Below are 26,924 nucleotides of genomic sequence, written 5' to 3'. Positions count from 1 at the left end.
GCCCGCCAGGGTTCCCCGCGTCGCCGAATCCGTGCTCGCGGGGCCGCCCGCGGCGCCGACGTCCGCGCCCGCCGCGGCCGGGGCGGACGAGGAAGCGGAATCCGCAGTGGAGGCCCCGGGCCGGACACGGCGACCTTGGTGGATCGGCTGGACCCGGCGGCGGCAGGACCTGGCCGTGGGTGCGCTGTTCCTGCTCGCTGCGCTCTGGGTGACCAGTCGGCTCTGGCTGGACCCCTCCGGCCGGGTGGCCTCGCTCTACACCGGCGACCCGGCCCAGGTGCAGTTCTTCCTCGCCCACTCGGTACGTGTGGTGCTGCACGGCGAGTTCCCGTTCTACACCGAGCAGTTCAACTACCCCGATGGCGTCAACCTGATGGCCAACACGGCGGTGCTGGCGCTGGGCATCCCGATGGTGCCGGTGACCCTGCTCTTCGGACCGGCGGTGTCCTTCGTGGTGCTGGTGACGCTCGGCCTCGCCGGCACCGCCATGGCCTGGTACACGGTGCTCTCCCGGCACCTGGTGCGCACGCCGCTCGCCGCGGCCGTCGGCGGCTGGTTCTGCGGGTTCTCCCCGGCGATGCTCTCGCACGCCAGCTGGCATCCGAACATCATCAGCCAGTTCCTGCTGCCGTTCATCGTCTGGCGGCTCCTCGTGCTCACCCGGTCCCACCGGCCGGTGCGCGACGGGGTGCTGCTGGCGTTGTTGGTCACCGCGCAGGCGTTCATCAACGAGGAGATCCTGCTCTTCACCGCGATGGCCTGCGGGGTCTTCCTGCTGGCGGTGCTCGCCCAGGAGCCGGCCCGCTGGTCGGCGGTGTGGCGACCGCTGGGCGCCGGTTTGGCCGCCTGCGCGCTGCTGGCCGGGGCGCTGCTGGCGTACCCGCTGTACGTGCAGTTCGCCGGGCCGATGGCGTACCACGGGCTGAGCGACGCGGTGCAGGACTACGGCAACGATGTCGCCGCCTTCTTCGCCCCCGGCTCGCCCACCCTCGGCGGCAACCAGCGGGCCAACATCAACCTGGCGCCGAACTACTCGGAGGAGAACGCCTTCTTCGGCTGGAGCCTGTCGTTGCTCGCCGTCGGTGTCGTGGTGTGGCTGCGGCGGGACCTGATCGTGCGGGCGCTCGCGGTGACCGGCGGGTTCTTCGCCGTGCTCTCCCTCGGCGAACGGATCTCCTGGTGGGACCGGGAGCTGGTCACCGGGCCCTGGCAGTGGCTCGTCCACCTGCCGCTGCTGGACGCGGTGGTGCCGACCCGGTTCGGTCTGATCACCAGCGTGGTGGTCGGTCTGCTGATCGCGCTCGCGGTCGAACGGGCCTGGGCGCTGCGTCCGGCCGACCGGCGCACCGTGCGGAAGCTCGTCGTCGCAGGCCTGGCGTTCGCGCTGCTGCCGGTCGCCCCGATGCCGCTGCGGATGGTGTCCCGGCCGCCGGTGCCGGAGTTCATCACCGCCGACCGCTGGCGGGCGTACGTCGGCCCGGACGAGACGCTGGTGCCGGTCCCGGTGCCCAGCATGGGCAACACGCACGGCATGCGCTGGGCGGCGGCCACCAACCTCGACTTCAAGATTCCCGGCGGCTACTTCCTCGCGCCCCGCAACGGCAACACGGGTGACCCGGGCCGGTTCGGTGGTCGACCGAGCGGAGTGGGTCAGCTGCTGGAGGAGGTGGCGACCACCGGCCGGACACCGAAGCTGGACGACCGGCAGCGCCGCCGCTTCACGGACGAGCTGCGGCACTGGCGGGCGGCGATCCTGGTGCTGCCGGTCCGGCAGCAGAACGTCGAACCGCTGCGGCGTACCGTCGAGGAGTTGGTCGGTCCCGGCCGTCAGGAGCTGGACGTCTGGGTGTGGGACGTCCGGACGCTGACCGACCGCTCAGTCTGATGACCGCCGGGACGGCGTCCACGGCGACCGCGGACCCGGCGCCGGCGGTTTCGGCGCCGGCACGCCGGTCCCGGCCCGCCTGGCTCCCGGACGCCCTGGTGGTGGTCGGCTACCTGGGGTTGGCCGTGCTGCTGACCAGCGGGCAGTGGCGCCACCCCGGGCGGCTCTTCCACCAGGCGGGCGACCAGGTCCTGTTCGAGTGGATGCTGGCCCACGCGGCCCGTGCCGTGGTGGAGGGGGAGAACCCGCTCTACAGCACCGCGTTGAACGCGCCGGACGGCGTCAACCTGATGGCGAACACCTCGGTGCTCGGCCTGGGTGTCCCGCTGACCCCGGTCACCCTGCTCTTCGGCTCGCAGGCGGCGTTCTGCGTGGCGGTCGTCTGCTGCCTCGCCGGCACCGCCACGGCCTGGTACGCGCTGCTGCGCCGCCGGATGGTCACCGCCCGGTCCGCGGCGGCGGTCGGCGGGCTGATCTGCGGCTTCGCCCCCGGCATGATCGCTCAGGCGGGCGCGCACCTGCACATGGCCGCCCAGTTCCTGGTGCCCGCGATCCTCGCCCTGGTGTTCCGGCCCGGACCGGGCGGGGTGTGGCGGCCCGGTGTGGGCCTCGGGCTGCTGCTCGTCTGGCAGGTCTTCATCGGCGAGGAGGTGCTGGTCTTCCTGGCGCTCGCCGCCGGGGTGTTCGCGCTGGGCTACGCGCTCACCGACCGGGTGTCGGCCCGGCGGCTCGCGCCGGCCCTGCTCGGCCGGCTCGGGGTGGCCGCCGTCGTGGCGGCGGTGCTGCTGGCGTACCCGATCTGGTTCCAGTTCCACGGCCCGCAGCACTACTCCGGGATGGCCTTCGCCACGCATGGCTTCCAACTGGACGCGGCGTCGTTCACCGCGTCGGCCCGGCAGACCGTGCTCGGTGACGACTGGCTGCCGGGGCTGCTCTCGCCGAATCCCACCGAGGAGAACTCGTTCTTCGGTCCCGGGCTGCTGGTGCTCGCCGTGGTGGTCGTGATCTGGCTGTGGCGACGGCCGCTGGTCCGCGCGCTGGCCGGCTGCGGGCTGGTCTTCGCTCTGCTCTCGCTCGGCACCGAGCTGCGGGTGGACGGCACGGCCACCGGCATTCCCGGGCCGTACCGGCTGGTCGCCGAGCTGCCGTTGCTCGACCTCGCGGTCCCGGCGCGGTTCGCGCTGGTCTGCGTGCCGGTGCTGGGCGTGCTGATGGCGCTCTCCCTGGACCGGGTCCGGGCGGCATGTCGGCCGAGGACCGCGCCGGGCCTACCGGTGCGGCTGCTGTGGACCGGTGCGGTGGCCGCCGCGCTGCTGCCCCTGGTCCCGACGCCGATCCGGGCCGTACCGGTCGCGCCCGTGCCGGAGTTCGTCGCTGGCGGCGGGTGGCGCCCGCTGGTGCCGCCCGGCCGGACCGTGGTCGCGGTGCCCCCGGTCACCGGTGCCGCGCTGAGCCCGGTGATGCTCTGGTCCGCCCGCACCGGGTTGGCCTTCCGCGCGCCCGGCGGGTACTTCATCGGCCCGACCGGTCCCGACGACCCGGCGGCGCGCTGGGGTGCGCCGGACCGGCCCACCGCCGTGCTGCTGCGCCGGGTGGCCGAGACCGGCGCGGTGCCGGTGCTCACCGACGCCGACCGCCGTCAGGCGGTCGAGGATCTGCGGCACTGGCGGGCCGCGCTGGTGGTGCTCGGCCGACTGGCGCACGGCGAACCGGTCCGCCGGACCGTCGAGGAGCTGCTCGGGCCGGGCCAGCCCGTCGACGGCGGGTGGGTGTGGGACGTCCGAGGCCTCGTCGGCTGACTAGCCCACCAGCGCGCGGACGTCCCAGACCCAGACGTCGTCGACCCGCTGCGGCGGCCCGATCAGGGCGGTGACCAGCTCGCGCAGCACCGCCTCGCGCGGATGCGCTCCGAGCACCACCACCGACGCCCGCCAGAACCGCAGATCCTCGACCGCCTGGCGGCGATTCTCGTCGGTGAGCGCGGGGACCGCGCCAGCGTCCATGGTGGAGTAGATGAGGCTGCTGGTTGGCCGGTTCGGTGCGCCGAAGACTCCCTCGCCCACCTCGTTCGGGCCAATGAAGTAGCCGCCCGGGATGGGGAACTCCTGCCTGGTCAGCGCACTCCAGCGCAGCGTCGGCAGACCGTGCACGTTGCTCGGGATCGGCACCGGCACCAACGTGCGGCCCACCGGCACGTACGGCCGCCAGCCGCCCGCGGTGATGAAGTGTGGCGGCGGGTCCATCGGCTGGGCCGGCAGCGGGCGGGGGAGGAGCGGCAGCACGGCGAGGGCGACCGCCGCGTACCCCACCGGACGCAACCACCGCCGGCGCGACGCGGCCGGTGCCGCTGCGTCGCCGGGCGTCGCCGGGTCCGGCTCGCCGGCACGCGGGGCCGGCACCCGGGCTCGGTCGGCCGCCGAGCGGCCCTGGCGGGACGCCGCGTCCCAGGTCAGTGCGAGCAGCACGCCCACGGCGGCGGTGACCACCAGGCTCAGCCGGGTCGGCATCATCATCTCGACCAGCGGCAGGTCGTCCGACACGTACGACCACGGTCCGCGAATCCCGGTCTCCACGCCGTTGAAGCGCACCCGCGGCCCGATCGAGGCCACGGTGAAGGCCACGATGAGCACCGCGACGATCCGGGCGGCCAACGACCGGCGCACGAGCAGCACCAGGGCCACCACCGAGAGCAGCACCAGCGGCCAGCCGAACCAGGTGTTCTGCTCGGTCAGCCCGATCGTCTGCTCCACCGCCGGGTCACCGGCCCAGGTGTCCCGGGCGAAGGTGACGAAGGCGACCAGGTCCTCGCCCCAGTTGTGGAAGACGCCGCCCTGCAGGCCGCGGTAGGACTGCGGGCCGCTGAACTGGAACCAGATCGGGTACGCGGCGAGCACCAGCGCCAGCCCGCCGGCGACGCCCAGTCCGGCCAGGAACGGGCCCGCCGCGGCGCGCGCCGCGGACGGCCGCTGCACGGTGTACGCCAGCACGACGACCAGGCAGGCCAGCGCGGTGAGCAGCAGCATCTCCTCGTTGATGAAGATCTGGTACGCCACCAGCACCCCGAGCACCAGCCCGTTGTGCCGCCACCGGCCCGGCTCGCCCAGCCGCAGCACCCGCAGCACGATCAGCGGCAGCAGGAAGTTGGACACGAAGTTGGGTTGGCCGTTGGCGTGGTGGATGATCCCCGGCGCGAAGCCGAGGAAGGCGCCACCGACGAAGGCCGCCGCCCGGGAGCGCACCAGGTGTCGGGACAGCACCCAGTACCCGGTGCCGGCGGTGGCCGCCAACGCTCCGCCGAGGTAGAGCGCGTACATCACCTGCGGGCCGAGCAGCATGGTCAGCGGGGCCAGCGGCAGGGTCACCCCGAGCAGCGAGGTGTTGGCCATCATGTTCACCCCGTCCGGGGCGTTCTGCCGCGCCGTGAACAGCGGGTTCTCCAGGTGCCGCAGCGAGTACGCGCCATGCGCGAACAGCCACTCGAACCAGCTGTGGTCGGTGGGCAGGTGCGAGGACACCCGAGCCTGCACGTCCCCCCAGTAATTGAGGCAGACGAAGATGCCCAGCAGCACATAGGCTCCGAGGGCCAACAGGTCGGCACGGGCCGGGCGGCGTCGAGGCCGTCGTGTCGGCTCGACCTCGGCCGGGTCGGCGTCGGTCCTGAAATTCAGCGAAGGGTCTACCACCGGCACGGCCACGACGCGCCATCGTACAGGCGAGGATGCGTCGCTTTTGCCAGGCCGGTACGCCCAACGGCAGGTTTGCGGGGCCCGTGCGCCGGCCAGCCGGAGTCGGGGATGGAAGGACGGTCGGTGTCGTCGATCATCGAGCTGGGCGCGGCGGTGCCGCTGCCGGTGCCGGCCGTCCTGACCGCCGCGACACCGGCCCCACCGGTCCTGCTCTGCCGTCGCCTCGACGGGTCGACCGCGCTGTGGCGGTTCCCGCGGTGACCGGCCCGGTGATCGAGCTCGGTGAGCTGCGGCACGAGCCGGAGCCCGACACGCTGCCCCGCCCGCCCCGCGCCAACAATCGGCCGCTGCGCTGCGCGCTGGTCCTGCTCTTCGTGCTGGCCACCCTCGTCGCCGCCGGGCCGGTGTCCGGGCGGGCCGTGGTGCCGCTGCCGGCCCGGCTCGGGGCCAATGTGGTGGTCACGGGTGACCTGTTCCTGGTCATCGACCCGATCACCCCCGAGACGCCGCAGCGGCGGCTGGCCGCCTTCCGGCTGCCCGGCGGCGAGCCGGTCTGGCAGGCGCCGTTGCCCGCGGAGGGCCGGTACTGGGGAGTCATGCCGCTGGCCGGGATGCTGCTGGTCACCGGGCACGAGATCGGCTCGGACGGCCGGGGCACGCTGACCGTGGTGCTGGACCGGGCGACCGGGGCGTATCGGTGGCAGCAGCCGGGCAACGCCATTCCGCTGACCGACGGCAACCTGCTGCTGCAGTCCGGCGGCGGTGACGAGCCGGGCAGCCTGCGCGCGGTCGACCCGTGCTGCGGCACCGTGCGCTGGCAGCAGACCACCGCCCCGGGTGAGATCAACTACCGGACGGTCGGGTACGCGGTGGACCGGGTGCTGCTCAGCAACGCGGACGGGTCGGTCGAGGTGCGCGACGCGGCCACCGGCAGAATGCTGGCCCGGCGCGACCTGCGGGCGCGCGGCGGGGCGTACGAGACCATGCAGGTGGTGGACGGCCTCCTGCTCACCGTCGGCGGGGCTCGGGCCACGGTCACCGCCTACGAGCTGGACCGGCTGGACCAGCGCTGGAGCACCACCGCCGACGGCTCGCTGTACGCGACGGAATGCGGCCCCGTCGTCTGCCTGCTGACCCGGGCCGGTCGGCTGCGGGCGGTCGATCCCGCGACCGGCCGGGAGTTCTGGAGCAGCGATCGCTGGGGGTGGGTCTGGCCGGTCGCCGGCCGGCTGGTGGCCACCACGTTGAGCAGCGCCGGTCCCGGAGCGGAGGAACTGGTCGTGCTCGATCCGGCGACCGGCCGGGTGCTGGCCGAGCTGGGCCGTTGGGAGCTGGCCGGGTCCGATCTCGGGGGTCCGATGATCGGGCTACGCCGGCATCCCGGCGGCGGGCTGCTCGTCGCCGAGCTGGACGTCCGTGTGGGCGCGGTGCGGATGCTGGACGTGCTGCCGGACGCGACCGGGGAGTGCCAGGCGAGCCCGGGTCGGCTGCTGTGCCGGCGGGTCGACGGCTCGTTCGGGCTGTGGCGGTTACCCGACTGATCACCAGTTGGCCTGGGCGGGCGGCGGGGGCAGCGGCACCGACGCCGGTCGCAGCACGTATGCCACACCGCCGCTGCCCCGTTGCCAGGCCACCTCGAACCGCTGCCGGGGCACGGTACGGCGTACCGCGTCGTCGTCCGGTGCGTACGGGTCGTTGAGCACGGGGTCACCGTCGGCGGTGAAGCCGACCAGCACCATCAGGTGCCCCCTGGTGTCGTACGCCAGCCCCGGCACCTCGCTGGCCCGGAAGGCGGCGGAGACGATCAACGGGATGCCGACGGCGATGAACTCCTCCGCCTCGGCCAGCGACCGCAGCCGGGTGACGAACGCGTCCACCCCGTGCAGCCCGGCGTACGCGGTGTTGAACGGCCAGTTGCCGGCCCCGGCGTACCCGTGGTCGTAGCAGTGCCGGGCGGCGTGCACCACCATCGGGCGCGGGCCGGGCGGCTCCACCCAGGCGTAGCGCTCCGGCGCCGGCTCGGCGCCCCAGTAGGCGAGCACCATCGAGGTGCAGGTGGGGCTGCACCAGGAGTCGCCGCCGCCACCCCACTGCGGGTGCTGGCCGGTGTGCAGCCGCTGCGAGTAGCGCGGAACGTCCAGCACCCTCCCGCGGCCGGCGCCGGCCGGCAGCTCGGGGACCGGACCGGCGGCGGGTGCCCGGTCGACCGCGCCCCCCGGCTCGCCGGCCGGGTCGGTCGGTGGGTGGCCGGTGGCGACCGCGCCGATGCTGCGCAGCACCGGGCCGGCCGGGCTGCCCGCCGGCCGGCACAGGGTCACCCGGGCCTGCCAGCCGGTGACCACCGCCCCGGTCACGATCAGCGTGTCGGTGTCCACCCGGGCGTCGGCGTCGCGCTGCCCGGGCACCGAGGTGCGCCGCACCGCGTGGTCGTCGGCCGCCCAGCGGGCCAGCAGGTACCAACCGGTGCTGGGCCCGTCCCCGTGCCAGCCGCGCAGCTCGACCTCGATCCAGCAGCCGTCGGGGGTGTCGGCGGTCCAGGACGGCACCACCTCGGCGACCGGGAAACCAACCCGGACCGGCGGCGACGTCCAGCTGCCCCGGGCCACCGACGGGTCCGCGTCGACCGGGGTCAGCCCCCGGTCGTCGGCGCGCGGGCCGTCACCGGTGCCGGCCGTCCGGTCCGTTGGCAGGCGGAAGCCCCGGTAGGCGATGTCCCGCAGGGCGGGTGGTGCCGCGATGGTCATGACAGGTCCGTCCGTCGCTCGGTGCCGGAAGCATCGCGTACGCCGCGATGGTCCGCAACGCCGGCCCGCGCGGGCGGCGAGGGACGATGGTTGCCGGCCGGCACTAGGTTGTCGGTGGTCAGCAGCGAGGAGGCCGGGATGCGGGTACTGGTGGTGGAGGACGAGCGCAACCTCGCCGACGCGATCGCGCGCGGGTTGCGCAAGCGGGGCATGGCGGTCGACGTGGCCTACGACGGTGACGCCGGGCACGAGGCGGCGTTCGTCACCCGGTACGACGTCGTCGTGCTGGACCGCGACCTGCCCGGCGTGCACGGCGACCAGATCTGCGCCGACCTGGCCGCCTCCGGCGCGCTGACCCGGGTGCTGATGCTGACCGCGAGTGGCACGGTGGCCGACCGGGTGGAGGGGTTGCAGCTCGGCGCCGACGACTACCTGCCCAAGCCGTTCGCCTTCGACGAGCTGGTCGCCCGGGTGCAGGCGCTGGGCCGGCGGGCCACCCCGGCCGCGCCGCCGGTGCTCGAACTGGCCGATCTGGTGCTCGACCCGGCCCGCCGGGTCGCCACCCGGGCGGGCGTGCCGGTCGACCTGACCAACAAGGAGTTCGGGGTGCTCAGCGAGCTGCTCAAGGCGCGCGGCGCCGTGGTGTCCAGCGAGGAGCTGCTGGAACGGGTCTGGGACGCCAACACGGACCCGTTCACCACGATCGTCCGGGTCACCGTGATGACCCTGCGTAAGAAGCTCGGCGACCCACCGCTGATCGAGACGGTGGTCGGCGCGGGTTACCGCACCGCCGGGGTGGGCGCATGAGCCGCCGTCTGCGGCCCACCCTGCGGTTGCGGCTGACCCTGCTCAACGGCGTGCTGCTGATCGGCGCGGGAGCGATCCTGGTGCTGCTGGCCTGGCTGCTCGTTCGTGACGCGTTGCGACCGACCGACGAGCTGCTGCCGGGCACGACCGTGGTGCTGTCCGACGGCCGGGTGCTCGAGGCCGCCCAGTGGCAGCGCCAGTTGGTCGACGCCGCCTCCGGGGAGTTGCTGGCCAAGGGACTGGTCGCGTTGCTGGCGATCAGCGTGGTCGGGGTGGCCGGCGCGTACGCGGTGGCCGGCCGGGCTCTGCGGCCACTGCACCAGGTCACCGCGACCGCGCAGCGGCTCGGTGAGGCGACCCTGGACCAGCGGATCGGCTACTCGGGCGCCGACGACGAGGTGGCCGAGCTGGCCAAGACCTTCGACGCCATGCTGGACCGGATCGCGTCCGCGTTCGAGGCGCAGAAACGTTTCGTGGCCAACGCCTCGCACGAGCTGCGTACCCCGCTCGCCGTGATGCGGACCGAGATCGACGTGACGCTCAGCGACGACGATGCGGACGCCGCCGAGTACCGCCGGATGGCGACGGTGGTCCGGGACGCCTCGGAGCGGGCCAACGGCCTGGTCGACGCGCTGCTGGTGCTGGCGCGCAGCGAGGCGCAGGCCGGGCGGCGGCTGGGCCGCCGCACCGAGTGTGACCTCGCCGCCGGCACGGCCAACGCGCTGTCGGCGATGCGCCGGGAGGTGGAGCGGATCGGCCTGCGGGTGCAGACGTCGCTGGAGTCCGCGCCGGTGGTCGGCGACCCGGGGCTGCTGGACCGGCTGGCCGGCAATCTGATCGAGAACGCCGTTCGCTACAACCACCTGCACGGCCGGCTCTGGGTGCGCACCGGCACCGACCGCGAGCGCTCCTGGCTGGTGGTGGGCAACACCGGTTTCGAGGTGGACCAGGCCGACGTGCCGGGCCTGTTCGAGCCGTTCCGGCGCGGTGGCCGGGAACGCACCGGGGCCCGTGGTTCCGGCCTGGGGCTGTCCATCGTCCGGGCGGTCTGCGACGCGCACGGCGGCACGGTGCGGGTGATCGCGCAGCCCGGTGGGGGCCTGGAGGTGACGGTCACCCTGCCGTCGGCGGACGCCCCGGCGGTGACCGGCCCGGTGCCCACCGCCGGCTGACCCGGCTCGGCGGGGTTGCGGGCGGCGCGGATCCGATGGCACGATCACGTGTCAGCTCGAGATCGAGAGGGGGTGCGTCGATGTCCACCATGTCAGGCTCCGCGCCCCGGGTCTGCGTCGGCTGACCCCCGGAGGCGGAGCGTCCCCATCCAGTACGGAGGGAACACCCGTGTATCCACGGATCCGCAACATCAGTTTCGACTGTCACGACACGTACGCCCTGGCCGGCTTCTGGTCGGCGGTGCTCGGGTACGCCCGGCATCCCGAGGACGTCCCGGGTGATCCGGAGGCGGCGCTGCTGCCACCGGACGAGGCGACCCCGGACCTGTTCTTCCAGGCGGTGCCGGAGGACAAGGTGACCAAGAATCGGCTGCACATCTGCCTGGAACCCGTCGAACGGACCAGGGACGAGGAGATCGAGCGGGTGCTCGGCCTCGGAGCCACCATGGTCGCCGACCGACGGAACGCCGACGGTACGGGCTGGGCGGTGCTCGCCGACCCGGAGGGCAACGAGTTCTGCGTGGTACGCAGCGCCGGGGAGCGTGTCCCCACCACCACTGTGAAGGACCAAGCGTGAGTTCGACGATTCACAACATCAGCATCGACTGCCACGACACGTACGCGCTGGCCGGCTTTTGGTCGCAGGTCTTCGACTGCCCCCGGCAGCCGGACGACTTTCCCGGTGACCCGGAGGCGATGCTCCTGCCTCCGGGTGGACCGGAGGTGCTGTTCATCGCCGTGCCGGAGGGCAAGGCGGTGAAGAACCGGCTGCACCTGGACCTGCAGCCCGCCGACCGAACCCGGGACGAGGAGGTCGAGCGACTGCTCGCCATCGGCGCGACGCGCGTCGACGACCAGATCAAGCCGGACGGTTCCGGCTGGGTTGTGCTCGCCGACCCGGAGGGCAACGAGTTCTGCGTGCTGCGCAGCGCGCCCGAACGGGAGGCGTCAGCGGCGGCGGCGCGGGCCGCCGCGGAAGACGGCGAACAGGCCTGACCGCCGGCGTACGGCGTCGGGCCCCGGCCACCCGAGGGTGGCCGGGGCCCGTTCGGTCCGTACGGCTCAGGAGCGCTGCTCGACCTGACCCCGGATGGTGACGAACTCGGCCTTCGCCTCCGCGCCGGACTTGAAGAACATCACCACCAGACCCACGCTGCCCTTGTCGGCCCAGACGCAGACGCCCAGCGGCACACCGTCGGTCGTGCCGTCGCCGCAGCGCGCCTCGCCACCGAGCGGACCGGGCTCGACGGCCGCCATCGTGGCCACCCCGAGCTCGGTGGAGAGCCCGGTCACCGCGGTGTCCAACTCCTTCTTCGGGTCCGACATCAGGCCGGACGTGCCGGCGATCATGACGAGGTCCTCCTCGGCGGGGTTGCCGTAGAAGGCGCCGACGGCGCTGGTCTCGTTCTGCACCGTCGACTTCATCTCGGCGACCAGATCGTCGGAGAGCCTCTGCAGCTCCGGGTCGTCGATCTTCGGCCGGCCGGCGAGGGTGGTCGGCGCGACCACCCGCGTGTTGGTGGCGTCGACGACCTCGCCCACCTCGTCCTTGACCGCGAACCAGGTGATCGCCGCGCCGCCGAGGCAGAGCACCAGCACCACGGCCAGCACGATCAGCACGATGCGGCCGACCTTCGACTTCTTCGCGGGTGGCGGGCCGCCAACCATGCTCGGGTCGCCCCACGGCTGACCCTGCTGAGCGGGCGGGAAGCCCTGCGGCGGCGGCGGGAAGCCCTGCTGCGCGGGTGGGAAGCCCTGCGGTGCGGGCGGGAAGCCCTGCGGTGCGGGCGGGAAGCCCTGCGGTGCGGGCGGGAAGCCCTGCGGTGCGGGCGGGAAGCCGGGCTGGCCGCCGGGCTGCGGCGGCACCGGCTGGCCGGGCTGCTGCGGCGGGGGATAGGAACCGTGGGGCGGTCCGTAGGGGTCGGCCGGCGGCTGGGACATCAGTCAGCTCCAAGATCGGATAGCAAAGCGGGTGATTTTAACCCGGTGACGAGTCCGCGCGCTGCCCGCGGCCGGTGCTCCCGTCCTCGGTACGCCGGGGCAGACGCGATCGCGGTGGCCGGCCCGTCCACGAGGGACGGCCCGACCACCGCGATGGTGGTGCCGCGAACGGTCAGGCGGGCAGGCTCGCGGCCCCGCGCGGCAGGAACCGCTGGCCGGTGACGCGCTCGCTGGTGCCGGTCCGGTCCAGGTACGGCGTGACGCCGCCCAGGTGGAACGGCCAGCCGGCGCCGAGGATCATGCACAGGTCGATGTCCTGCGCCTCGGCGACCACGCCCTCGTCCAGCATCAGCCGGGTCTCCTGGGCCAGCGCGTCGAGCGCGTTCTGCTGTACCTGCTCGGCGGTCAGCGGCTGGTCACCCACGACGAGCAGCTTGGCGACCTCCTCGTTGACCTTGTCGTCGACCACGATGGGCTGGCCCGAGTCGGCGATCCGCTTGAGGTTCTCGCTGACGCCGAACCTGTCCGGGTACGCCGCGTGCAGGGTGCCGCCCACGTGGTGCGCGACGGCCGGCCCGACCAGCTGGAGCAGGGCGAGCGGGCGCATCGGCAGGCCCAGCGGGTCCAGTGCGCTGTTCGCCACGTCCAGCGGGGTGCCGGCGTCGACGGCGGCGAAGACGGTGCCCAGGAAGCGGGTGAGCAGCCGGTTCACCACGAACGCCGGGGCGTCCTTGACCAGCACCGAGGACTTCTTGAGCTGCTTGCTCACCGCGAACGCGGTCGCGAGGGTGGCGTCGTCGGTCCGCTCACCCCGGACGATCTCCAGCAGCGGCAGCACCGCCACCGGGTTGAAGAAGTGGAAGCCGACCACCCGCTCGGGGTGCTCCAGCTCCGCGGCCATCTCGGTGATGGAGAGCGAGCTGGTGTTGGTGGCCAGCACCGCCTCCGGCGAGACGATCTTCTCCAGCTCGGCCCAGACCTGCTTCTTGACGCCCAGGTCCTCGAAGACCGCCTCGATGACGAAGTCGGCGTCGGCGAAGGCGCTCTTGTCGACCGTGCCGCTGACCAGGCCGTACAGCTTGGCGGCGGTGCCCTTGTCCATCCGGCCCTTGGTGACGGCCTTCTCGATCTGGGTGTGCACGTAGCCGACGCCCTTGTCCACCCGGGACTGGTCCAGGTCGGTCATCACGACCGGCACCTGGAGGCGGCGGGCGAACAGCAACGCCAGCTGGCTGGCCATCAGGCCGGCGCCGACGATGCCGACCTTGGTGACCGGCCGGGCGAGGCCCTTGTCCGGCGCGCCGGCTGGCCGCTTGGCCCGCCGCTGCACCAGGTCGAACGCGTACAGGCCGCTGCGCAGTTCCTCGGAGAAGACCAGGTCCGCGAGGGCCTCGTCCTCGGCGGCGGTACCGGCGGCGAAGTCGCCGTCCTTCGCCGTCTCCAGCAGGTCGAGCGCCTTGTACGCGGCCGGAACCGCGCCGTGCAGTCGCTGGTCGAGGGTCTGCCGGGCGAAGTAGAGCACGCCCGCCCACATGTCCTTGTCGACCTCGGGCCGGGTCACGGTTACCTGGCCACGCACCACGCCGGCCGCCCACTCCAGAGACCGCTCCAGGAAGTCGGCCGGCTCCAGCAGCACATCAGCGATGCCCAGCTCGGCGGCCTGCTTCGGCTTGAGCATCTTGTTCTGCATGAGCGGGTTCTGGATGATCACCTGGGTGGCGGCGGGGATGCCGATCAGGTTCGGCAGCAGCTGGGTGCCGCCCCACCCGGGCACCAGACCGAGGGAGACCTCGGGCAGCGCGAGGGCCGCGGCGCCGCCGGAGAGCGTCCGGTAGTGGCAGTGCAGTGCCAGCTCCAGGCCGCCACCCATCGCCGCGCCGTTGACGAACGCGAACGTGGGCACGGTGCTGTCCTTCAGCCGGGCGAAGACCCGGTGGCCGAGCCGGCCGATCTCCAGCGCCTGCGCGCGGTCGGCGAGCTGCGGCAGGCCGACGATGTCCGCGCCCACGCAGAAGATGTACGGCTTGCCGGTGACCGCGATGAATGCCGGGTCGGCGGCGAGCGCGGCGGTGATCGCCTCGTCCAGGCTGGCCAGCCCACCCGGGCCGAAGGTGTTCGGCTTGGTGTGGTCGAAGCCGTTGTCCAGCGTGATCAGGGCGGCGGGTCGGTCCAGCCCCGGTACGTTCACCTGACGCAGCAGCGCCCTGGTGACGACCTCGTTCGGTGCGGCGAGCGCGCTCACTTGTTGCCCTCCGTCCAGTGCGGGTTCTCCCAGATCACGGTGCCGCCCATGCCGATGCCGATGCACATGGCGGTCACGCCGTAGCGGACCTCGGGGTGCTCGGCGAACTGGCGGGCCAGCTGGGTCATCAGCCGCACGCCCGAGGAGGCCAGCGGGTGACCGATCGCGATCGCGCCGCCCCACGGGTTGACCCGCGGGTCGTCGTCGGTGATGCCGAAGTGGTCGAGGAAGGCGAGCACCTGGACGGCGAAGGCCTCGTTCAGCTCGAACAGGCCGATGTCGTCGATGCTGAGCCCGGCGATGCGCAGCGCCTTCTCCGTCGACGGGATCGGGCCGACGCCCATCACCTCCGGCTCGACGCCGACGAAACCGAACGACACCAGGCGCATGGCGACCGGCAGGCCCAGCTCGCGGGCGGTGGCCTCGTCGGCGAGCAGGCTCGCGGTGGCGCCGTCGTTCAGGCCGGCCGCGTTGCCCGCGGTGACCTTGCCGTGTGGGCGGAACGGGGTCTTCAGGGTGCCGAGCTTCTCCAGCGAGGTGTCCCGGGGAGCCTCGTCGACGGTGGCCAGACCCCAGCCGCCCTCCGCGTCACGGATGGACATCGACACCAGGTCGTCCTGGAGCTTGCCGTTCGCGTACGCCTTCGCGGTCTTCTGCTGCGAGGCGAGCGCGAACGCGTCGGTGCGCGCCTTGGTGATGTGCGGGACCAGGTCGTGCAGGTTCTCCGCGGTGGCGCCCATGACCAGCGCGGACGGGTCGACCAGCTTCTCCGCGATGATGCGCGGGTTGGGGTCGACGCCCTCACCCATCGGGTGGCGGCCCATGTGCTCGACGCCGCCGGCGATGGCGATGTCGTACGCGCCCATGGCGATGCCACCGGCGACGGTGGTCACCGCGGTCATCGCGCCGGCGCACATCCGGTCGATGGCGAAGCCGGGAACGGTCTTGGGCAGACCGGCCAGCAGGGCGGCGGTCCGCCCGATGGTGAGGCCCTGGTCGCCGATCTGGGTGGTGGCCGCGATGGCGACCTCCTCGACCCGCTCCGGCGGCAGCTGCGGGTTGCGGCGCAGCAGTTCACGGATGCAGCGGATCACCAGGTCGTCGGCGCGGGTGTTGGCGTACATGCCGCCCGCCTTGCCGAACGGGGTACGGACGCCGTCGACGAAGACGACATCCCGAACTTCACGGGGCACTTGAGCCTCCTTTTCGACCATGATCCGGCCTTCGCGCCGACAGACGGCACTCCGGACTGAACGAGGGTCGCCGACACGGGCAGGTCCCCCGGATGCTACTCGCCAGTAACCAAACTCGTCCCCACCCCCCACTGTGGCCCACCCCACACCCGTCGGGCCGGACGGCAATTACTTCATCACCAACCGCGGTCGGGGTGGGGGTGGGTCAGGGGAGTTCGGGGGTGGGAGGGTCCGGGTTGAGGGCGGGCGTGAGGTGGGGGGTGAGGAGGGCGATCTGCCACTCGCGGGCGTTGAAGCCCCGCAGGGTCTCCGCCACGGTGTCCTCGGTGAGCTCCTCCGGTGGGGTCCAGGCCAACCGGCGCACCGAGTCCGGGGTGATCAGATTCTCCGGGGGCAGGTTGTGCTTGCTGGCGATGCGGACCACCACCTCCCGGGAGCGGGCCAGCCGACCGGCCGCCACCGGGTCCCGCTCGGCCCACCGGTGTGGCGGAGGCGGGCCCTCCACCGCGGGCGTGACCGGCAGTGCGTCATCCGGCAGTTGCCGGGCGTCGTCGAGCGCGGCCAGCCAGGTGCGGGCCAGCCGGCGCACCGACCGACCGCCGAAGCCGGGCAGCGTCAGCAGGGTCTTCTCGTCCTTCGGGTCCAACTCGGCAGCGGCGATGATCGCCGAGTCGGGCAGCACCCGGCCGGGCGCGGCGTCCCGCCGGGCCGCGATCTGGTCCCGCGCGTACCACATCGAGCGGACCCGGGCCTGGGCCCGCGCCCCGCGCACCCGGTGGATGCCGGAGGTACGCCGCCAGGGCTCCGCGCGGACCCGGGGTGGGCGGGCCCCGGTCCGGACCAGGGCGGCGAACTCCTCCGCGGCCCAGGCCGACTTGCCCTGCCGGGCCAGCTCGGCGTCCAGCGCGTCACGCAGGTCGGTGAGCATCTCCACGTCCAGGGCGGCGTAGGTGAGCCACGACTCGGGCAGTGGTCGGCTCGACCAGTCGGCCGCCGAGTGGTGCTTTTCCAGGGTGAACCCGAGCAACTGCTCGGTCAGCGCGGCCAGGCCGACCCGCTCGAACCCGGCCAGCCGGGCGGCCAGTTCGGTGTCGAACAGCCGGCGCGGGCGCAGCCCCACCTCGGCCAGGCAGGGCAGATCCTGGCTCGCCGCGTGGAGCACCCACTCGGCCTCACCGATCACGGCGTCCAGCGCGCTGAGGTCGGGCAGCGGCAGCGGGTCGATCAGCACTGTGCCGGCACCGGCCCGGCGCAGCTGCACCAGGTAGGCGCGCTGGCTGTAGCGGTAGCCGGAGGCCCGCTCGGCGTCCAGGGCGACCGGGCCGGTGCCCGCGGCGAAACGCGCCACGACCTCGGCCAGCTCGGTCGGAGTGGCCACCGGATCGGGGGTGCCGTCACGCGGGGCGGTCAGCGGAACGGGCCCACCGTCGGTCGGGTCGACCCCGTCGCCCGCCGGCTGCGGCTGGGCCGACGGCGGGTGCTGGGGTGCGGTGCCCTGGAGCTCTTCGGCGGGCCGACGGCGCAGGGGTGGTTCGTCGGTCACCTGCCAACCCTAGTGCGCGCGGTGATCCGGCGGGTGCAGCCGGTCCGGCGTGTGTCGGTCGGGTGTCCGCAAGGTGGCCTTTGGATGCCGGTCGAGGGTGGTCGACGGGTCAGGTGGCGCCGGCGGGGCGGCGGTCGGACAGGGCGGTCACCCCGGGTGGAGGCAGGCCCGCCGTGGAGGAGAGCAGCGCGCACCAGCCGAGCAGGTGCGGGGTCAGGTCGTCGTCGACCGGGGTCCACGAGGCGCGGATCTCGATGTCACCGGCGGTGGGTGGGCCGGCCAGGTCGCCGAACCGGGTGGACATGGTCTGGGTGACCGTCCCCCCGATGGCGCGGTGACCGGCGTCGTGGGCGTCCAGCGCGTCGGTCAGCCAGGTCCAGCCGACCCCGGGCAGCAGCGGGTCGGCGGCCAGGTCGACCTCCAGCTCGGCGGTCACGTAGGTGACCAGCCGCAGGGTGCCCTGCCATGCCTCGTGCCCGACCGGGTCGTGCAGCAGGATCAGCCGGCCGGTGGTCACCTCGTCGCCGTCGCGCAGCACCGTCGCGGAGAGCGCGAACGCGTACGGGGCCAGCCGCTGGGGGGCACCGACCTCCTCCAGCGTGATCTCCGGCCGGGGCGCCGCCGACCGCAGCCCGGTGACCGCGCGGGCGAAGGTCTCCGGGAGCGCGATCGGGGGGGCCATGCAGGCAGCCTATGCCGCCGTCGGTCCCCCGGCTTCGACGGCGCGCCGACGCCCCGTTCGGCGGCGGGAAGGTGTTCTTCCTTTCACCCCGGGCGGGGAGGGGGTGGGTGCCGTGGCACGATTGCGGCGATGAGCACGGAGACCACGGGCACTGCCGCCCGAGACGGAGAACAGCGCCCCGGAGGGCCGGCCGACTCGCCCTTCATCCGGGCATGCCGGCGCCGGCCAGGCCCGCACACCCCGGTCTGGTTCATGCGGCAGGCTGGCCGCTCACTGCCGGAGTACCGGGAGATCCGGGCGAGCGTGCCGATGCTGGAGTCCTGCCGTCGCCCGGAGCTGGTCACCGAGATCACGCTCCAGCCGGTGCGCCGGCACGGAGTGGACGCGGCGATCCTGTTCAGCGACATCGTGGTGCCGGTCGCCGCGGCCGGGGTCGACCTGGACATCGTGCCGGGCACCGGCCCGGTGGTCGCCGAGCCGATCCGCACCGCCGCCGACGTGGAGCGGATCCGCCCGATCAACCGCGACGACGTCTGGTACGTGGACGAGGCGGTCCGGCAGCTGGTGGTCGAGCTGGGCGACACCCCGCTGATCGGGTTCGCCGGCGCGCCGTTCACCCTGGCCAGCTACCTGGTCGAGGGGGGCCCGTCGCGGACCCACGCGAAGACCAAGGCCCTGATGTACGGCGATCCGGAGCTGTGGCACGCGCTCTGCGGCCGGCTGGCCGAGGTGACGCTCGCCTTCCTCCGGGTGCAGGTCGAGGCCGGGGTATCCGCCGTGCAGCTGTTCGACTCGTGGGCCGGCGCGCTCTCCGAGGCCGACTACCGCCGCTACGTGTTGCCGCACTCGACCGCCGTGCTGAGCGGGCTGGTCGACGCCGGGATCCCGCGGATCCACTTCGGGGTGGGCACCGCCGAGCTGCTCGGCGCGATGGGCGAGGCCGGCGCGGACGTGGTCGGCGTCGACTGGCGGACCCCGCTGGACGTCGCCACCGGCCGGATCGGCCCGGACAAGGCGGTGCAGGGCAACCTGGACCCGTGCGTGCTGCTCGCGCCCTGGCCGGTGGTGGAGGCCGAGGTGCGCCGGATCCTGGACCAGGGCAGGGCCACACACGGGCACGTGTTCAACCTCGGCCACGGGGTGCTGCCGGAGACCGACCCGGACGTGCTGACCCGGGTGGTCGCGCTGGTGCACGAGCTTTCCAGCCGCCGGGCCGACCAGGGCTGACACGCGATGCGGCAGCCCTGGCGGGTGGCGGTGGTCGGCGGCGGGATCGCCGGGCTGGCGGCCGCGGTCCGGTTGCGCGACCGCACACCGGCGGGCACCGAGATCACGGTGTACGAGCAGTCCGGCGCGCTGGGCGGCAAGCTGCGCACCGGGGAGCTGGCCGGGCAGCCGGTGGAGTTCGGCGCCGAGTCGTTCCTGATGCGCGACCCGACGGGCGCCGAGTCCGCCGCGGTGGCGCTGGCCCGCCGGCTCGGGCTGGCCGACGAGATCGTGCACCCCACCGTCGGGCAGGCCGCCCTGGTGGTCGACGGGGGGCTGCGCCCCATCCCGGGCGGCACCCTGGTGGGCGTACCCGGGGATCTGGATCGGGTGCGAACGGTCGCCCGCCCGGTCGCGGACGCCGACACCGACGGTGGCCGGCCGCTGGTCGGGCCCGACGCGGACGTCTCGGTGGGCGCGCTGGTCCGGTCCCGCTTCGGTGACGAGGTGGTCGACCGGTTGGTCGACCCGATGCTGGGCGGCGTGTACGCGGGCCGCGCCGACGATCTCTCCCTGGTCACCACCATGCCGGCGCTGGCCCGGGCGGCCCGGGTGGAGCACACCCTGACCGGCGCGGTCCGGGCGGCGCAGGCCGCCGCGCCGCGCGCTCCCGGCACTCCGGTCTTCGGCACCCTGGCCGGCGGGCTGAGCACGCTGGTCGAGGCGGCGGTGACGGCCAGCGGCGCGACGGTGCGGCGCGACGCCGCGGTCCGGGAACTGACCCCGACCGACACGGGTTGGCGGCTCACGGTCGGCCCGACCCGGGACCCTGAGCTGGTCGAGGTGGACGCCGTGGTGCTGGCCGTGCCGGCCCGCCCGGCGGCCCGGCTGCTCGCCGGCCCGGCCCCGGCGGCCGCCGCGGGCGTCGGTGCGCTGGACTACGCCAGCGTCGCGCTGGTCACCCTGGCGCTGCCGCAGCCGGAGCTGCCCGAGCTGTCCGGCTTCCTGGTGCCGAGCACCGAGGGGCTGCTGATCAAGGCGTCCACCTTCTTCACCACCAAGTGGGGGCACCTGCGCCGGCCCGACGGGCTGGCGCTGGTCCGCGCCTCGGTGGGTCGGTACGGCGAGGAAGCGCAGCTCCAGCGCCCGGACGCGGATCTGGCGGCCACCGTGCACCGGGAGTTGTCGGCGGTACTCGGCGCGCCGCTGCCCGCCCCGGTCGACGGGCACGTGCAGCGATGGGGAGGGGCTCTGCCCCAGTACACCCCCGGGCACGCCGACCGGGTCGCCGCCGCGCGGACGGCGTTGCGGGCCGCGCACCCCACCCTGGTCCTTGCCGGCGCCGGCTACGACGGCGTCGGCATTCCGGTCTGCGTCCGCTCCGGCGAGACGGCGGCCGACGAGATCATCACAGCACTGGGAGGATCGGCGAGATGACCGAGCAGACCAACGCGGCCCGAATGCGGGAGCTGAACGACAGCATCCGCTACACCATGTGGTCGGTGTTCCGGGCCAGCGCCCCGCTGCCGTCGCTGCGGGACAACGTCACCGGTGAGGTCGAGTCCCTCTTCGAGGAGCTGGCCGGCAAGGACGTCGTGATCCGCGGCGTGTACGACGTATCCGGGCTGCGCGCCGACGCGGACATGTTGATCTGGTGGCACTCCGCCTCCAGTGACGCGCTCCAGGACGCGTACCTGCGGTTCCGCCGCACCACGCTGGGGCGGGCGATGACCCCGGTCTGGTCGCAGATGGCGCTGCACCGGCCGGCGGAGTTCAACAAGAGCCACATCCCGGCGTTCCTGGCCGGGGAGGAGGCCCGCCCGTACCTCTGCGTCTACCCGTTCGTCCGCTCGTACGAGTGGTACCTGCTGCCCGACGCCGAGCGGCGCGAGATGCTGGCCGAGCACGGCCGGCAGGCCCGTGGCTACCCGGACGTGCGGGCCAACACCGTGGCCTCGTTCGCGCTGGGCGACTACGAGTGGATGCTCGCGTTCGAGGCCGACGAGCTGCACCGCATCGTCGACCTGATGCGTGACCTGCGTGCCTCCGGCGCCCGCCGGCACGTCCGGGAAGAGGTTCCCTTCTACACCGGTCGCCGCCGCTCGGTCGCCGAGATCGTCAACTGCCTGGTCTGAGCCCGGGGGCGCGGCTCAGAGCGGGCGGAGCATGACCTGTTCGCGGCGTACGCCGTCGGGCAGGAGGTCGCCGAGCTCGTCGGTGCGGCTGAAGCCGGCGCGCTGGTAGAGGGCCTTCGCCGCCGCGTTGTCCGGCATCACACTGAGGCGCAGCCGGTCGGCGCCGCTCTCGCGGGCCCAGTTCGCCACCGCGTCGATCAGTTGGTGGCCGACCTTGCGGCCGCGCCCCTCGGGGTGCACCCACATCGAGATCAGCTCCGCGACGAGCGGGTCCGGCGTGGGTACGCCGCTGGCCATCCCGACCGGCCGCCCGTTCAGGCTGGCCAGCAGGTTGTGCGAGCCGGGGATGCTCAGCCGGTCGCGCCAGCGCTGCTCGCGGTCGCCGTCGCCCTGCCAGTCGGCCAGCCGGGAGCCGAACGCCTCCGGTGCCTCGGTGAGGGCGGCGAGCCGCAGCTCGCGCCAGGTGGGCCAGTCGTCGGGGGTGAGCACGGTCATCTCGATCATGTCGGGATGATGCCGGTGACCGGCGGGGGCGCACCACCGGATTTCCCCGCCGGCCGGCGCCGCACCCCCGCCCGGGTGCGGCGCCGACCGGGGATCAACTGGTCGTCGTGCAGGAGACCAGCGGAACCTGGTTGCTGCCGTTCCACGAGCCGAGGAAACCGAACGTGGTGCTCGCTCCGGCGGCGAGGCTGCCGTTGTGGCTGACGTTGCGCGCGGTGACCAGCGTGCCGTTGCTGGCGACGGCGGCGTTCCACGCCGAGGTGACCTGCTGGCCGTTGGCGTAGTTCCAGCTCACCGACCAGCCCCTGGTGGGTGAGCCGCCGGCGGTCACCCGCACCTCGGCCTGGAAGCCGCCGGGCCACTGGCCGGTGACCGCGTACGTCGCCGTGCAGGCGCCGGCCGGCGGCGGCGTGGTCGGCGGGGGAGTGGTGGGTGGCGGCGTGGTCGGTGGCGGCGTGGTGGGCGGGGGAGTGGTCGGCGGAGGCGTGGTGGGCGGCGGGGTGCCCGGTCCGCCGGAGAAGTCCACGTCACTGCACAGGTAGTACGACTGGTCCAGGTGGCTGGCCTGCCAGATGGTGTAGACGATGTGCCGGCCGGTGCGGCCCGACGCGTTCACCGGGATCTCGATGGAGACGCCGCCGGTCTCCTGCTTCCACTGCGAGGCCGGGGTGTTGCCGATCTGGCCGGACAGCACCAGGTCGTCCCAGCCGAGCGTTTCGGTCAGCGGGTTGAAGCCCTGTCGGGTCACGTACACCCGGATGTAGTCGGCGCCGTGGCTGGCCTGGTCGAAGAAGCGGACCCGGAAGTTGCTCGACACCGGGGTGGCCTTCCAGGCGCCGACGGTGTCCAGGGCGTTGTACCGACCGCTCTGGGTGCGCCCGCCGCTGCACAGTTGACCGTTGGGAATGGCGCCCTGGTGGTTGCCGGCCACGCCCTCGCGGAACAGGCCGTTCCAGTTCCACATGGCGTTCGGGTCGGCCTGCCAGGCCTGCCAGCACATCGGGTCCTCGGTGGCCATCCGAGGGTTCTGGAAGTCGCTGCCCCAGCGTTGCCAGCAGCTGTAGTTGCGCGAGGCCGGGTCAACGACCGAGCCGTGCGCCGAGGCGGGCCGGACCAGTGCGGTGGTCAGCGCGGTGGTGAGCAGGAGCGTGGCGGCCGCCGCGCTGGCGAGCAGCCAGAGCACGCGTGGTGATCGGACGAGAGTGGACATGGAGCCCCCGGGGGGATGAGGTCGGACGACGACACCCGGACCGCCGGGAGATGCCCGCTCCCGTGCCTACTCGCAGGCTCCCGCGATGGCTCTACCCGGCACGATGCCAGGCAGATCGTCAGCCGTCAATGCCGTCGCGACGCATCGGGGTGTGCGGGATGCCGTCCTCGACGTACTCGGGGCCGCTGACCGTGAAGCCGTGCCGGGTGTAGAAGGCGACCAGGTGCGACTGGGCGTCCAGCACGCAGGGCCGGTTGCCCACCACCTCCAGCGCCGCGGTCATCAGCCGGCCGGCGTGCCCGCCGCCGCGCGCGGCGGGGGCCACCACCACCCGGCCGATCCGGGCGACGCCGTCCGGGTCGGCCAGGATCCGCAGGTACGCCAGCGGCGCGCCGCCGTCGGTCAGCCAGAGGTGCCGGGTGCCGGGTTCCACGTCCCGTCCGTCGAGCTCCGGGTACGGGCAGTGCTGCTCGACCACGAACACGTCGATGCGCAGCTTGAGCAGGTCGTGGAAGGTGTGGGCGTTCAGGTCGGCGAAGGACGCCGTCCGGACCTCGATGGTCTGCTGGGGCACCCACCGATGGTAGGCCGTCCGGTCGGGCGGGGCCCGAGGCGTCCTGCCGATGGTCACGGTACGTCCGCCCGGGTGGGGGCGAGGTAGGTGGCGGCCACGGCGGTGAGCAGCAGCGCGCCGCCGACGATCACCGGCAGCGGGAGCGGCTCGTGCAGCAACGCCACGGCCAGCGCCGCCGCGGTGAGTGGTTCGAGCAGGGTCAGTACAGCGGCGACGCTGCCCGCGGTGGTGCGCAGCCCGGCGTAGAACAGCGCGTACGCCACCGCGGTGGTGATCACGCCCAGGTGCAGCAGCAGCGCCACGGTGTCGACGCGTACCGGTACGCCGACCCCGGCGACCAGCGCCAGCGGGGCCAGGGTCAGCGCACCGATCACGGTGGAGATGGTGGTCAGCGTCATCGGCGCGGTGCGCTGCGACACCTGCCGGGTGATCAGGGTGGTCACGGCGTAGCCGAGGCCGGATCCGGCCGCCGCGAGCAGGCCGAGCAGCGGGGCGGGCGCCGCCGTGGTGGGCTCCGCGGTGGCACCGGTGATCAGGGCGAGGCCGGCCACGGCGGCACCCAGCGTCCCGAGCCGCAGCGGGCCGGGCATCCGGCGGGCCCGCACCGATTCCCACGCCGCGGCGAGCACCGGGGCGAGGCCGAGGCTGACCACGGTGGCCACGCCGACTCCGGCCAGGGCCACGGCGGCGAAGTAGAGCGCCTGGTAGAGGCCGAGGCCCACGCCGGTGAGCAGCAGCGGCACCGGCGCCGCGCGCAGGGCGGCCAGGATCGCGCCGAGCCGACCGGCGGTGCACGCCAGCAGGACGAGCGCGGCGATGGCCAGGCGGTGGAAACCGATGCTCACCGGGCTGAGCCCGGTGCTCTCGCGCAACAGTTGCACCGCTACGCCGGTGGTGCCCCACAGCACTCCGGTGACGGTGATCTGGATCAGGCCGGTGCGGGCCTGGGTGACGGCCGGGGCCGGGGCGGCCGGCGGCGCGGTACGGGAGGTGGACACGGGTGCGCTCCGAAAGGGTGAGCCGTTGACGGGACGACGTCGACGGAGCGCGTACGGCGAGGTGGCCGAGTCGGGTCAGTGACCGCTCGGCGAGAGGCGTGGCGCTCCGGTCAGGAGCGCGGCGGGGGCAGGACGCCCAGGAACGGCCGCATTCCACGACCGTACCGCAGGGGCGGGATCAGGCGGGGCGTGCCCCGACGGCGTCGCGGATCTCGGCGCCCTCGGCGCCCTCGACCGCGCGGGCGCAGTGCCCGCAGCAGAAGAACCGGCCGTTGACCTCCACGCCGTGCCCGACGATCTTGATTTCGCAGTGCTCACAGATCGGTGCCAGTCGGTGGATCGCGCACTCGAACGAGTCGAAGGTGTGCACGTCGCCGCTGACCGTGCGCACCTCGAACGCCATCCAGTAGTCGTTGCCGCAGACCTCGCACGTAGCCATAGAAACCCCCGTATCAGGACATGTGTCTTCAGAATGCCTCGCCGTGTGGCGGTACCGGGCGGAATGCCGCTACCCGGACGACCTCAGCGGCGTGTCGGCTCCGGCGTGTCGTCCGTTAGGCCGAGTGAACCGCCGCAGCACCGGGAGGGATCGCAATGATCAAGCGCAACAAACTCTTCGGCAACCAGACCCGGGTCACCTTCTGCCTGCCCCGGGACATCCCGTCCGGCCCGGTGAGCGTGGTGGGCTGCTTCAACGGTTGGGAGCCCGGTCGGCACGAGCTGGTGAGCCGCCGCGACGGCACCCGGACGGTGACCGTGCGGCTCGGGCCGGGCGAGTACCGGTTCCGCTACCTCGCCAGCGGTGGGGTCTGGTTGGACGACGAGTCGGCCGACCAGGTCGACGAGCGGGGTGGCCTGCTCCGGCTCTGACAGAAAACTCGTCACCATCGATGTATTTATCGATGGGGGTCTTTACTGTTAACAAAGTTTAAATTACGTTGAGGGGCACTCACCGGACCTGGAGAAGGAGCTGCCCCGATGCGTCGAAGAATCACCGTCCCGCTGGTGGCGGCGGGCGCCGTCGCCGCCACCCTCACCGTCGCCGCGCCCGCCCAGGCGCACGGCTACGTGTCCGCCCCACCGAGCCGGCAGGCGCTCTGCGCCCAGGGCCGGGTGCCCGACTGTGGGCAGATCAAGTACGAGCCGCAGAGCGTCGAGGGGCCCAAGGGCCTCCGCAGCTGCCACGCCGGCATCGCCCACTTCGCCGTCCTCAACGACGACAGCCGGGGCTGGCCGGCGACGTCGGTCGGCAGCTCGCTGACCTTCACGTGGGTGAACACCGCCCGGCACGCGACCAGCAACTGGGAGTACTGGATCGGCAACACCCGGGTCGCCTCGGTCAACGGCAACGGCCAACAGCCGGGCGCCACCGTCTCGCACAATGTCAACCTCGGTGGCTTCTCCGGCCGGCAGAAGATCCTCGCGGTGTGGAACATCGCCGACACCGCGAACGCCTTCTACTCCTGCATCGACGTGCAGATCGGCGGCGGTGGCGGCCCGGGGCCCAGCCCCACACCGACCCCCACCCCGACTCCGACCCCGCGGCCGACCCCCACCCCGACGCCGACCAACCCGCCTGCGGGCGGCACCTGGGCGGCCGGTCGGGCGTATCAGGTCGGTGACCAGGCCACCTACGGCGGGTCGACGTACCGCTGCCGGCAGGCGCACACCGCCATCGCCGGGTGGGAGCCGCCGAACGTGCCGGCGCTCTGGAGTCAGGTCTGACCGCACGGGTGCGGCCCCGGTCGCACCCGTGTCGCCGTCCTCGCGTGATCGGAGCAACCCGGCATGACCCGCCGAACCCCGCTGGCGCCCCTGCTCGCCGTGCTGCTGCTCACCGCCGCCTGCGCCGGACCGCCCGCGTCGACCCCGTCGGCCGTGCCTCAACCGGCGCCCACGTCCCCGGCCGGGTCGGCAGCGGCCGGGGACGCGCTGAGCGGCATCGACGTGGTCTTCCTGACCACGATGGTCGGGCACAGCGAACGCACCCTGGAGATCGTCCGGCTGGCTCGGGACCGGGTGCGGGACGGCTCGCTGCGCACCCTGGCCGCCGCCATCGACGCGACCGAGGCGGATGAGCTGGCCGCCATGCGCGGCTGGTTGCTCACGGCGGGCCCGAGTGCCAGCGCGGGCGCGCACCACCACGCCGGACACGGCGACGACGCCGCGCTCGACCGGCTACGGGCCGCATCGGACGCCGACGTCGACCGGGTGCTGCGCGAGGTGCTCGCCGACCACCAGCGGGCGGCGGCCGACCTGGCCCGGGCCCAGGTCGACGTGGGCCGCAGCGAGCAGGTTCGCGACCTGGCCCGGCGGATCGAGCAGTCCCGCACCGCCGAGGTCGAGCTGCTGACCGGGGCCGCCGGCCGCGCGGCGGTGACCGGGGTACGCCGCTGACGCCC

General features: G+C 73.5%; 26 protein-coding genes. 14 read left to right on the top strand and 12 right to left on the bottom strand.

Annotated elements, in window-relative coordinates:
• Positions 1 to 106: 106 nt before the first annotated feature.
• Positions 107 to 1,885, top strand: a complete 1,779-nt coding sequence (locus ACFYPS_RS16705) for a hypothetical protein (RefSeq protein ID WP_387325524.1) — start codon at positions 107 to 109, stop codon at positions 1,883 to 1,885.
• Entirely contained in the window at positions 1,885 to 3,684 is a 1,800-nt protein-coding gene (locus ACFYPS_RS16700) for a hypothetical protein (protein WP_354963112.1), read from the top strand. The genes ACFYPS_RS16705 and ACFYPS_RS16700 overlap by 1 nt, the downstream gene beginning before the upstream one ends.
• Here the strand turns inward: ACFYPS_RS16700 and ACFYPS_RS16695 are convergent, their stop codons facing one another.
• Entirely contained in the window at positions 3,685 to 5,574 is a 1,890-nt protein-coding gene (locus tag ACFYPS_RS16695; protein WP_354963310.1) for a hypothetical protein, read from the bottom strand.
• Between the two features lie 120 nt (positions 5,575 to 5,694).
• Here ACFYPS_RS16695 and ACFYPS_RS16690 point away from each other — a divergent pair, with 120 nt between their 5' ends.
• Both ACFYPS_RS16690 and ACFYPS_RS16685 read left to right on the top strand, forming a co-directional pair.
• Positions 5,695 to 5,832 carry a hypothetical protein gene (locus ACFYPS_RS16690; protein ID WP_354963111.1) on the top strand — a complete coding sequence of 46 codons (138 nt, stop codon included), beginning with the start codon at positions 5,695 to 5,697 and terminating at the stop codon, positions 5,830 to 5,832.
• Positions 5,829 to 7,112, top strand: a complete 1,284-nt coding sequence (locus tag ACFYPS_RS16685) for a PQQ-binding-like beta-propeller repeat protein (protein WP_354963110.1) — start codon at positions 5,829 to 5,831, stop codon at positions 7,110 to 7,112. The genes ACFYPS_RS16690 and ACFYPS_RS16685 overlap by 4 nt, the downstream gene beginning before the upstream one ends.
• Here the strand turns inward: ACFYPS_RS16685 and ACFYPS_RS16680 are convergent, their stop codons facing one another.
• Positions 7,113 to 8,315: a peptidase C39 family protein gene (locus tag ACFYPS_RS16680; RefSeq protein ID WP_354963109.1), complete on the bottom strand. Its 1,203-nt coding sequence runs from the start codon at positions 8,313 to 8,315 to the stop codon at positions 7,113 to 7,115.
• A 138-nt stretch (positions 8,316 to 8,453) separates the two neighbouring features.
• On the opposite strand from ACFYPS_RS16680, the gene ACFYPS_RS16675 reads away from it, so the two are divergent.
• The 4 genes from ACFYPS_RS16675 (at position 8,454) to ACFYPS_RS16660 (ending at position 11,290) form a co-directional block, all read left to right on the top strand.
• Entirely contained in the window at positions 8,454 to 9,122 is a 669-nt protein-coding gene (locus ACFYPS_RS16675) for a response regulator transcription factor (RefSeq protein ID WP_354963108.1), read from the top strand.
• Positions 9,119 to 10,294, top strand: coding sequence for a HAMP domain-containing sensor histidine kinase (locus ACFYPS_RS16670; protein WP_354963107.1), 1,176 nt, complete (start codon positions 9,119 to 9,121; stop codon positions 10,292 to 10,294). The genes ACFYPS_RS16675 and ACFYPS_RS16670 overlap by 4 nt, the downstream gene beginning before the upstream one ends.
• A gap of 169 nt (positions 10,295 to 10,463) precedes the next feature.
• Positions 10,464 to 10,871, top strand: coding sequence for a VOC family protein (locus ACFYPS_RS16665; protein WP_387325297.1), 408 nt, complete (start codon positions 10,464 to 10,466; stop codon positions 10,869 to 10,871).
• Positions 10,868 to 11,290 carry a VOC family protein gene (locus ACFYPS_RS16660; protein WP_354963105.1) on the top strand — a complete coding sequence of 141 codons (423 nt, stop codon included), beginning with the start codon at positions 10,868 to 10,870 and terminating at the stop codon, positions 11,288 to 11,290. The genes ACFYPS_RS16665 and ACFYPS_RS16660 overlap by 4 nt, the downstream gene beginning before the upstream one ends.
• A gap of 66 nt (positions 11,291 to 11,356) precedes the next feature.
• On the opposite strand, the gene ACFYPS_RS16655 is transcribed toward ACFYPS_RS16660, so the two are convergent.
• The 5 genes from ACFYPS_RS16655 to ACFYPS_RS16635 form a co-directional block, all read right to left on the bottom strand.
• Positions 11,357 to 12,235, bottom strand: coding sequence for a hypothetical protein (locus tag ACFYPS_RS16655; protein ID WP_387325294.1), 879 nt, complete (start codon positions 12,233 to 12,235; stop codon positions 11,357 to 11,359).
• Positions 12,236 to 12,407: 172 nt separating this feature from the next.
• Complete coding sequence (locus ACFYPS_RS16650) at positions 12,408 to 14,477, bottom strand: 3-hydroxyacyl-CoA dehydrogenase NAD-binding domain-containing protein (protein WP_354963103.1); 2,070 nt, start codon at positions 14,475 to 14,477, stop codon at positions 12,408 to 12,410.
• Entirely contained in the window at positions 14,474 to 15,670 is a 1,197-nt protein-coding gene (locus tag ACFYPS_RS16645) for an acetyl-CoA C-acyltransferase (RefSeq protein ID WP_354963102.1), read from the bottom strand. The genes ACFYPS_RS16650 and ACFYPS_RS16645 overlap by 4 nt, the downstream gene beginning before the upstream one ends.
• Positions 15,671 to 15,875: 205 nt before the next feature.
• Positions 15,876 to 17,213, bottom strand: a complete 1,338-nt coding sequence (locus ACFYPS_RS16640; protein ID WP_354963101.1) for a ribonuclease D — start codon at positions 17,211 to 17,213, stop codon at positions 15,876 to 15,878.
• Positions 17,214 to 17,322: 109 nt separating this feature from the next.
• The gene (locus ACFYPS_RS16635; RefSeq protein WP_354963100.1) at positions 17,323 to 17,895 is read right to left on the bottom strand and encodes a DUF3000 domain-containing protein; all 573 of its coding nucleotides are present in this window, start codon (positions 17,893 to 17,895) and stop codon (positions 17,323 to 17,325) included.
• A gap of 129 nt (positions 17,896 to 18,024) precedes the next feature.
• Between ACFYPS_RS16635 and hemE the strand changes: the two genes are divergently transcribed.
• Genes hemE through hemQ form a run of 3 tightly spaced genes read left to right on the top strand, consistent with a single transcriptional unit; the run spans position 18,025 to position 21,236 of the window.
• On the top strand, positions 18,025 to 19,122 hold the full coding sequence (gene hemE, locus ACFYPS_RS16630; protein WP_354963099.1) for a uroporphyrinogen decarboxylase: 1,098 nt from the start codon (positions 18,025 to 18,027) through the stop codon (positions 19,120 to 19,122).
• Positions 19,123 to 19,128: 6 nt separating this feature from the next.
• Positions 19,129 to 20,538 (top strand): protoporphyrinogen oxidase, encoded by a 1,410-nt coding sequence (gene hemG, locus ACFYPS_RS16625; RefSeq protein ID WP_354963098.1) that lies wholly within the window; start codon positions 19,129 to 19,131, stop codon positions 20,536 to 20,538.
• Complete coding sequence (hemQ, locus tag ACFYPS_RS16620; RefSeq protein ID WP_354963097.1) at positions 20,535 to 21,236, top strand: hydrogen peroxide-dependent heme synthase; 702 nt, start codon at positions 20,535 to 20,537, stop codon at positions 21,234 to 21,236. The genes hemG and hemQ overlap by 4 nt, the downstream gene beginning before the upstream one ends.
• A gap of 15 nt (positions 21,237 to 21,251) precedes the next feature.
• Here the strand turns inward: hemQ and ACFYPS_RS16615 are convergent, their stop codons facing one another.
• The 5 genes from ACFYPS_RS16615 to ACFYPS_RS16595 form a co-directional block, all read right to left on the bottom strand.
• Positions 21,252 to 21,740 carry a GNAT family N-acetyltransferase gene (locus ACFYPS_RS16615; RefSeq protein ID WP_354963096.1) on the bottom strand — a complete coding sequence of 163 codons (489 nt, stop codon included), beginning with the start codon at positions 21,738 to 21,740 and terminating at the stop codon, positions 21,252 to 21,254.
• A gap of 94 nt (positions 21,741 to 21,834) precedes the next feature.
• Positions 21,835 to 22,950, bottom strand: a complete 1,116-nt coding sequence (locus ACFYPS_RS16610; protein ID WP_354963095.1) for a lytic polysaccharide monooxygenase — start codon at positions 22,948 to 22,950, stop codon at positions 21,835 to 21,837.
• Positions 22,951 to 23,068: 118 nt separating this feature from the next.
• Entirely contained in the window at positions 23,069 to 23,524 is a 456-nt protein-coding gene (locus ACFYPS_RS16605; protein ID WP_354963094.1) for a GNAT family N-acetyltransferase, read from the bottom strand.
• 53 nt (positions 23,525 to 23,577) lie between these two features.
• Positions 23,578 to 24,522, bottom strand: coding sequence for a DMT family transporter (locus tag ACFYPS_RS16600; protein ID WP_354963093.1), 945 nt, complete (start codon positions 24,520 to 24,522; stop codon positions 23,578 to 23,580).
• Positions 24,523 to 24,700: 178 nt separating this feature from the next.
• Positions 24,701 to 24,961: a Prokaryotic metallothionein gene (locus ACFYPS_RS16595; protein WP_089017074.1), complete on the bottom strand. Its 261-nt coding sequence runs from the start codon at positions 24,959 to 24,961 to the stop codon at positions 24,701 to 24,703.
• A gap of 155 nt (positions 24,962 to 25,116) precedes the next feature.
• On the opposite strand from ACFYPS_RS16595, the gene ACFYPS_RS16590 reads away from it, so the two are divergent.
• From ACFYPS_RS16590 to ACFYPS_RS16580, 3 genes are all read left to right on the top strand, one after another.
• Positions 25,117 to 25,392 carry an isoamylase early set domain-containing protein gene (locus tag ACFYPS_RS16590; protein ID WP_354963092.1) on the top strand — a complete coding sequence of 92 codons (276 nt, stop codon included), beginning with the start codon at positions 25,117 to 25,119 and terminating at the stop codon, positions 25,390 to 25,392.
• A 108-nt stretch (positions 25,393 to 25,500) separates the two neighbouring features.
• Complete coding sequence (locus ACFYPS_RS16585) at positions 25,501 to 26,247, top strand: lytic polysaccharide monooxygenase (RefSeq protein WP_354963091.1); 747 nt, start codon at positions 25,501 to 25,503, stop codon at positions 26,245 to 26,247.
• Positions 26,248 to 26,310: 63 nt separating this feature from the next.
• Positions 26,311 to 26,919: a DUF305 domain-containing protein gene (locus tag ACFYPS_RS16580; RefSeq protein ID WP_354963090.1), complete on the top strand. Its 609-nt coding sequence runs from the start codon at positions 26,311 to 26,313 to the stop codon at positions 26,917 to 26,919.
• Positions 26,920 to 26,924 lie beyond the last annotated feature (5 nt).

Origin of the sequence: Micromonospora sp. NPDC005087 (genome assembly GCF_042872965.1) — a bacterium.
Taxonomy (GTDB): domain Bacteria; phylum Actinomycetota; class Actinomycetes; order Mycobacteriales; family Micromonosporaceae; genus Micromonospora.
This window is presented reverse-complemented; position numbering and strand designations above follow the sequence as displayed.

Coding starts and splice junctions, on each gene's coding strand:
- ACFYPS_RS16700 (WP_354963112.1), top strand. CDS start 1,885: ATGACCGCCGGGACGGCGTCCACGGCGACCGCGGACCCGGCGCCGGCG.
- ACFYPS_RS16680 (WP_354963109.1), bottom strand. CDS start 8,315: ATGACCATCGCGGCACCACCCGCCCTGCGGGACATCGCCTACCGGGGC.
- ACFYPS_RS16675 (WP_354963108.1), top strand. CDS start 8,454: ATGCGGGTACTGGTGGTGGAGGACGAGCGCAACCTCGCCGACGCGATC.
- ACFYPS_RS16670 (WP_354963107.1), top strand. CDS start 9,119: ATGAGCCGCCGTCTGCGGCCCACCCTGCGGTTGCGGCTGACCCTGCTC.
- ACFYPS_RS16655 (WP_387325294.1), bottom strand. CDS start 12,235: ATGTCCCAGCCGCCGGCCGACCCCTACGGACCGCCCCACGGTTCCTAT.
- ACFYPS_RS16635 (WP_354963100.1), bottom strand. CDS start 17,895: ATGGCCCCCCCGATCGCGCTCCCGGAGACCTTCGCCCGCGCGGTCACC.
- hemE (WP_354963099.1), top strand. CDS start 18,025: ATGAGCACGGAGACCACGGGCACTGCCGCCCGAGACGGAGAACAGCGC.
- hemG (WP_354963098.1), top strand. CDS start 19,129: ATGCGGCAGCCCTGGCGGGTGGCGGTGGTCGGCGGCGGGATCGCCGGG.
- hemQ (WP_354963097.1), top strand. CDS start 20,535: ATGACCGAGCAGACCAACGCGGCCCGAATGCGGGAGCTGAACGACAGC.
- ACFYPS_RS16615 (WP_354963096.1), bottom strand. CDS start 21,740: ATGATCGAGATGACCGTGCTCACCCCCGACGACTGGCCCACCTGGCGC.
- ACFYPS_RS16610 (WP_354963095.1), bottom strand. CDS start 22,950: ATGTCCACTCTCGTCCGATCACCACGCGTGCTCTGGCTGCTCGCCAGC.
- ACFYPS_RS16595 (WP_089017074.1), bottom strand. CDS start 24,961: ATGGCTACGTGCGAGGTCTGCGGCAACGACTACTGGATGGCGTTCGAG.
- ACFYPS_RS16590 (WP_354963092.1), top strand. CDS start 25,117: ATGATCAAGCGCAACAAACTCTTCGGCAACCAGACCCGGGTCACCTTC.
- ACFYPS_RS16585 (WP_354963091.1), top strand. CDS start 25,501: ATGCGTCGAAGAATCACCGTCCCGCTGGTGGCGGCGGGCGCCGTCGCC.
- ACFYPS_RS16580 (WP_354963090.1), top strand. CDS start 26,311: ATGACCCGCCGAACCCCGCTGGCGCCCCTGCTCGCCGTGCTGCTGCTC.